At 63.3% G+C, this 5293-nt stretch carries 4 protein-coding genes and 1 tRNA gene; all 5 read right to left on the bottom strand.

Translation table 11 applies throughout. From position 1 onward, the window contains the following. Nucleotides 1–1741: valine--tRNA ligase (locus M1617_06010; protein ID MCL5887829.1), on the bottom strand; the 1741-nt coding region annotated here is incomplete at its 3' end. Beyond that, nucleotides 1738–2994, bottom strand: a complete 1257-nt coding sequence (gene clpX / locus M1617_06015; protein MCL5887830.1) for an ATP-dependent Clp protease ATP-binding subunit ClpX — start codon at nt 2992–2994, stop codon at nt 1738–1740. The genes M1617_06010 and clpX, both read right to left, overlap by 4 nt. Next, entirely contained in the window at nt 2991–3596 is a 606-nt protein-coding gene (clpP, locus tag M1617_06020; protein MCL5887831.1) for an ATP-dependent Clp endopeptidase proteolytic subunit ClpP, read from the bottom strand. The genes clpX and clpP overlap by 4 nt, the downstream gene beginning before the upstream one ends. A 16-nt stretch (nt 3597–3612) precedes the next feature. Next, nucleotides 3613–4995 carry a trigger factor gene (gene tig, locus M1617_06025; GenBank protein ID MCL5887832.1) on the bottom strand — a complete coding sequence of 461 codons (1383 nt, stop codon included), beginning with the start codon at nt 4993–4995 and terminating at the stop codon, nt 3613–3615. Nucleotides 4996–5036: 41 nt separating this feature from the next. After that, nucleotides 5037–5122: transfer RNA gene (locus M1617_06030), tRNA-Leu, on the bottom strand. Nucleotides 5123–5293 lie beyond the last annotated feature (171 nt).

Raw genomic sequence — 5293 nt, forward strand, 5'->3', positions numbered from 1 at the left:
GGACGACGACGTCCTGGATGGTGTTGTTGAGAGCGTGGCCCATGTGCAGAGAGCCCGTGACGTTGGGCGGCGGGATGACGACTGCGAACGGCTCGACGCCCTCGACGGGAGCCTGCTCGAAGTAGCGCGGATCGATGCCGGTGCCCAGCGACTTGCTCATGCGCTTGCCCTCGGCGTTGAAGACGGTCGGGTGGATGATGACGTCGCGGAAGGGGATCTCCCCGTCCAGGCAGCTCATGCCGCTCATGACCATGCGTGCGACCCACAGAAAGAGGATGTCGCGCGCGGTCGAGAGCACGCCGGTCGGATAGAAGTAGTCGAGTTCGGGGGTCTTCTCGGGCCAGCCGAAGGTCGCGAACGGCCACAGTTGGGAGGAGAACCACGTGTCGAGTACGTCCTCGTCCTGGCGCACGGCCCCGCCGCACTGCGGACACTCCGAGAGGTCCTCCATCGATGCCCGCGTCAGACCGCAATCGTCGCAGTAGAACACCGGGATGCGATGCCCCCACCAGAGCTGACGCGAGATGCACCAGTCGCGGATGTTCTCCATCCAGTGGTAGTAGACGTTCTCCCACCGCGCGGGGTGGAAGACGACTCGGCCGTCTCGCACCGCGGCGATCGCCGGCTCGGCCAGCGGCCTCATATCGACGAACCACTGGTCGGAGAGCCACGGCTCGATGACCGTCTGGCACCTGTAGCACGAGCCCAGCGCATGCGAGTGCGGCTCGACCTTCTCGAGCAGACCCGCCGAGGAGAGATCGGCCACGATCCGCTCGCGCGCCTCATAGCGATCGAGGCCAGCGTAGGCGCCGCCCTCTGCCGAGATGGTCGCATCCGCGTTCATGATGTTGATGCTCGCGCATCCGTGTCGCGCGCCGATCTCGAAGTCGTTGGCGTCGTGGGCTGGCGTGACCTTGACCGCGCCGCTTCCGAACGCAGGATCGACATGGGCGTCGGCGACGATCGGGATCTTGCGGCCCACAAGCGGCAGCACGATGTGCTCGCCCACGAGCTCCCGATAACGCTCGTCGTCGGGGTGCACCGCCACGCACGTGTCGCCGAGCATCGTCTCCGGGCGGGTTGTGGCCACCACTACGTGGTCGATGCCGCCCTTCGGCGAGGCTAGAGGATATCGCAGGTGCCATAGTTTGCCCTCGGCGTCCTCATGCTCGACCTCGATGTCGGAAAGTGCGGTTGAGCAGCGCGGGCACCAGTTGATGATCCGTTCGCCTCGGTAGATGAGTCCGGCCTCGTACCAGTCGACGAAGACCTTGCGCACGGCGTGCTGGTACCCGGGGTCCATCGTGAACCACTCGTCGGAGTAATCAGCCGAGCACCCCATCGCTTTGAGCTGCGAGATGATCGTCGATCCGTGCTCGCGGCGCCACTCCCAACACGCCTCGATGAACTCCTCGCGGCCCAGATCATGCCGAGAAACCCCGCGGGCGGCGAGCTTCTGTTCGACCTTGTTCTGCGTGGCGATCCCCGCATGGTCGGTGCCGACGACCCATCGCGTGGGGCGCCCGGTCATACGCATCCTGCGGACGACGACGTCCTGGATGGTGTTGTTGAGAGCGTGGCCCATGTGCAGAGAGCCCGTGACGTTGGGCGGCGGGATGACGACTGCGAACGGCTCGACGCCCTCGACGGGAGCCTGCTCGAAGTAGCGACCCTGCATCCAGGAGTCGAATATCGCCGCCTCGACGCTTGCCGGATCGTAGGTCTTGGGCAGCTCGCTCATGCCGAAGCCTCGGCCTGACCCTTGCGCACGATCGTCGGAGTCGCACCTGCCACTGCTTCGGCGGTGAACACCACGCGCTCGATATCGGTGGCCGATGGCAGCTCGTACATCGTCTCAAGGAGCAGCGACTCGATGATCGACCTCAGTCCCCTAGCGCCGGTCCCGTGCTCCATCGCGTACCGCGCGACGGCGCGAAGCGAGTCCTCGGTGAATGTGAGTTCGACGCCTTCGAGCTCGAAGAGTCGCTCGTACTGCTTGACCAGCGCGTTCTTGGGCTCGGTGAGGATGCGCACGAGTTGCTCTTCTGAGAGGTCCTCGACGCTGGTCACCACCGGCAGCCTGCCGACGAACTCGGGGATCAGTCCGAAGCGATGCAGGTCCTCGGGCAGCACCTTGGCGAACAACTCCGAGGACGAGTGCTTGCTGGCGTCCGTGAGCTCAGCGCCGAACCCGACGCCTTTCTTGCCGAGACGATCAGCGATGATGCGCTCAAGGCCCACGAACGCGCCGCCTAGAATGAACAGGATGTTCGTGGTGTCGATCTTGAGCAGCTCCTGCTGCGGGTGTTTACGCCCGCCTTGCGGAGGAACCGATGCCTCGGTGCCTTCGAGGATCTTCAACAGCGCCTGCTGCACGCCTTCTCCCGAGACATCACGCGTGATCGAGAGGTTCTCGGCTTTGCGGGCGACCTTGTCGATCTCGTCGATGTAGATGATCCCGCGTTCGGCGCGCTTGATATCGCCATCAGCGGCGGTGATCAGCTTGAGCAGTATGTTCTCGACGTCCTCGCCGACGTATCCGGCCTCTGTGAGCGCGGTAGCATCGGCGATCGCGAACGGGACATGCAGGAAGCGCGCCAGCGTCTGCGCCAGAAGCGTCTTGCCGCAACCGGTCGGCCCGATGACGAGAATGTTGCTCTTCGCGATCTCAACATCATCCGCCGAAGGATCCGAAGCCCCCATCATCACGCGCTTGTAGTGATTGTAGACTGCGACCGCGAGGACCTTCTTGGCGCGCTCCTGGCCGATGACGTAGCGATCGAGCTCACCGTATATCTCGGCGGGTACGGGAAGCGAATCCGGGCCCATCTCCTTTTCGGCTTGCGCAAGCTCTTTGTCGACGATGTCTTGACAGAGCTCTACACACTCATCGCAGATGTAGGCGTCGGGTCCGGCGATCAGCTTACGGACCTGCCTTTGGGTCTTTGCGCAGAAGGAGCACTGCAGCTGATCGGGGTTCTCGTTGCGGCTCATGAGGCGGCGGACTCCTGTGTGCGGCTGGTGACGACCGTATCGACGATGCCGTACTCGAAGGCCTCTTGGGCGGTCATGATGTTGTCGCGCTCGGTATCGGCGTGTATCTTCTTGACCTTCTGTCCGGTGTGCGTCGCCAGGATGTTATCTAGCGCATCCCGCATACGAAGCATCTCTCTCGCCTGGATCTCGATATCCGTGACCTGGCCTTTTGCGCCACCCCAGGGCTGATGGATCAGGATGCGGCTGTTGGGAAGCGCCGAGCGCTTGCCTTTCGCGCCCGCCGCGAGCAGCACGGCAGCCATCGAAGCGCACTGCCCGATGCAGATCGTAGCGACGTCGCAGCGGATGTACTGCATGGTGTCGTAGATGGCCAGGCCAGCGGTCACCGAGCCTCCCGGTGAGTTGATGTACAGGCTGATGTCCTTGTCGGGGTTCTCGCTCTCCAAGTGGATGAGCTGAGCGATCACCAGGTTCGCGATCACATCATCGATCTCATGGCCGAGGAAGACCACGCGCTCATTGAGGAGCCTCGAGTAGATGTCGAAGCTTCGCTCGCCACGCGAGGTTTGCTCGACGACTATCGGGACCAGTGCATTCATCGCAGTTTGCATTCGGTTACCCCTTGTCCTTCTCGGTGTCAGCTTCAGGCGTCTCGGCGTCGGCGTCGGCAGCTGCATCGGAAGCAGTCTCCGGCGCGGCTTCGACCACCGCGACGTTGGCCGGGTCAATGAGCCACGCCATGGCCTTGTTGTGCATCACTTGCTCGCGAAGGACGGCGATGACGCCGCTGTCCTCGAATGAGCTGCGAAGTTCGGCTGGGTCCTTGTCGGCCTGACTGGAGATCATCGCAATCTCGGCATCGATGTCGGCATCAGTGACCACGAAGTCTAGATGACGGAAGAGCGCCTCGAGGGCCAGGTCCTCAGTCACGGAGCGCTTGGCCTGCTCGGCGATGTCAGACTCGATGCGATCCATGTCCGACCCCGTGGCCTGCAGGTATTCTGGTAGCGAGATGCCTCTGGACTCCATGCCGGTCATGAAGTCGCGCATCATCTGGCCGCGAGTGGTGTCCACCATCGCCTCGGGAACCTCGCCCTCCAGGCGCGCAGCAAGTGTGGCGCGGGCCTCGCGCTCGATCGCGCGCAAGCGGCCGGTCTGCTTGGCGGAATCCATCGTCTCGCGAAGCGACTGGCGCATCTCGGCGACGGACTCGTAACCGCCGACGTTGGCCGCGAACTCGTCGTCGATCGCCGGCAGTGTCTTGGCCTTGATCTCGTGGATCGTCACCTCGAACCGCGCCGTCTTGCCAACGAAGTCCGGGTTGCTCGACGTGTCGGGGATCTCGAACTCGACCGACTTCTCGGCACCGGCCTCGGCACCGATCAAGCCCTCGTCGAACGCTTCAGGCATCATCCCGCGGCCCACCTCGTACAGGTAGCGATCAACGGTATTGCCCTCGTACTCCTCGCCGTCGACAGTGCCGACGAAGGAGATGAGCGCGAAGTCATCGGCCTGCAACGCACGACCCTCGACCGGCTCCAGCGTGGCGAACCGCTCGCGGGTGTGTTCGATCTGCGCATCGATCTCGGCATCGGTCGTGACCACGGATGGCACGGTGATCGATAGCCCTTCTACCGAGGAGAGCGCAAGCTCCGGGCGGACCTCGACGGTGGCCGTGAACTCGTAGTCCTTGCCGCGCTCGATGGCGGCCGGCTCATCGACTTCGGGGCGAGCTATCGGCCGGAGCGACTCGGCATCGATCGCTTTGCTGTAGGCCGAGTTCAACAGCTCGTCCTGGGCTTCGCCGTGGACATAGTCGCGCCCGACGTGTGTGTCGATCATCGGCTTAGGCGCCCTGCCGGGACGGAATCCCGGGATCTTGATCTTACCGGCGATACTCTTATAAGCGGCGTCGATGGCTGCGTCGACATCGGCAGCAGGCACCGTGATGGTCAGCTTGACGGTATGAGCGTTAAGGCGCTCGACGGTAGTGTTCAACGAACCTCCTAGAATCAATGCTTCCGTTACGATCGTCCTTGTGGTGCGGGCGAGAGGATTCGAACCTCCACGGGGGTTGCCCACTGGAACCTAAATCCAGCGCGTCTGCCAGTTCCGCCACGCCCGCAGCAAAACCAAGGGCAATAGAGTATACGCCAAAACGCGGCAGATGTGAGGGTGCCGAAGGAGGGCGTCCGATCCACCACTATCGGACAGCCGGACGCCCTATACCCCTACCTCACTTCAGCTTGGCCTCAACTTGGTTGCGGACCGTTTGCGGGATGGCACCCGTGCCGCC

The sequence above is a fragment of the Actinomycetota bacterium genome (genome assembly GCA_023488435.1).
Taxonomy (GTDB): Bacteria; Actinomycetota; Coriobacteriia; order Anaerosomatales; family UBA912; genus UBA912.